Source organism: Streptomyces sp. AC627_RSS907, from assembly GCF_019049165.1.
On the sequence record NZ_JAGMUE010001343.1, the window covers coordinates 1 to 654 of the forward strand.

The 654-nt window shown below is 69.3% G+C and carries 1 protein-coding gene; it reads left to right on the plus strand.

All coding sequences use genetic code 11. The annotated features are described in order from the left end of the window. The coding region (ccsB, locus tag KUM32_RS41825; RefSeq protein WP_217146843.1) for a c-type cytochrome biogenesis protein CcsB at positions 1-654 on the plus strand (654 nt) is incomplete at both ends.

Below are 654 nucleotides of genomic sequence, written 5' to 3' on the forward strand. Positions count from 1 at the left end.
CTCGTACATGTTGCCCCACGGGGCGCGCTCTCGGTCGAGCGCGCCCCGTGGGGCAACATGTACGAGTTCTCCATCACCCTGTCGATGGTGGCGGTCGTCGCGTACGTGGCGCTGCTGGCCAGCGGCAAGAACGTGCGCTGGATCGGCCTGCCGCTGGTCACCACCGCCCTGCTCGACCTGGGCCTGGCGGTGTCGGTGCTCTACACCGACAGCGACCAGTTGGTGCCGGCCCTCGACTCGTACTGGCTGTGGATCCACGTCAGCTGCGCCATCGTCTCCGGCGCGGTGCTCTACCTCGGCGCCGTCTCCACGCTGCTCTTCCTCTTCCGCGACCGGTACGAGACGAAGCTGGAGAACCCGGACGGCAAGCAGCCGGGCGCCTTCGCCACCTCGATCCTGGAGCGGCTGCCCTCCGCCGCGTCGCTGGACAAGTTCGCGTACCGGATCAACGCCACCGTCTTCCCGCTGTGGACCTTCACCCTGATCGCCGGCGCGATCTGGGCCGAGAAGGCGTGGGGCCGGTACTGGGGCTGGGACCCCAAGGAGGTCTGGACGTTCATCACCTGGGTCGCCTACGCCTGCTACCTGCACGCCCGGGCCACGGCCGGCTGGAAGGGCCGCAAGGCGGCGTACCTGGCGCTCATCGCCTTCGCC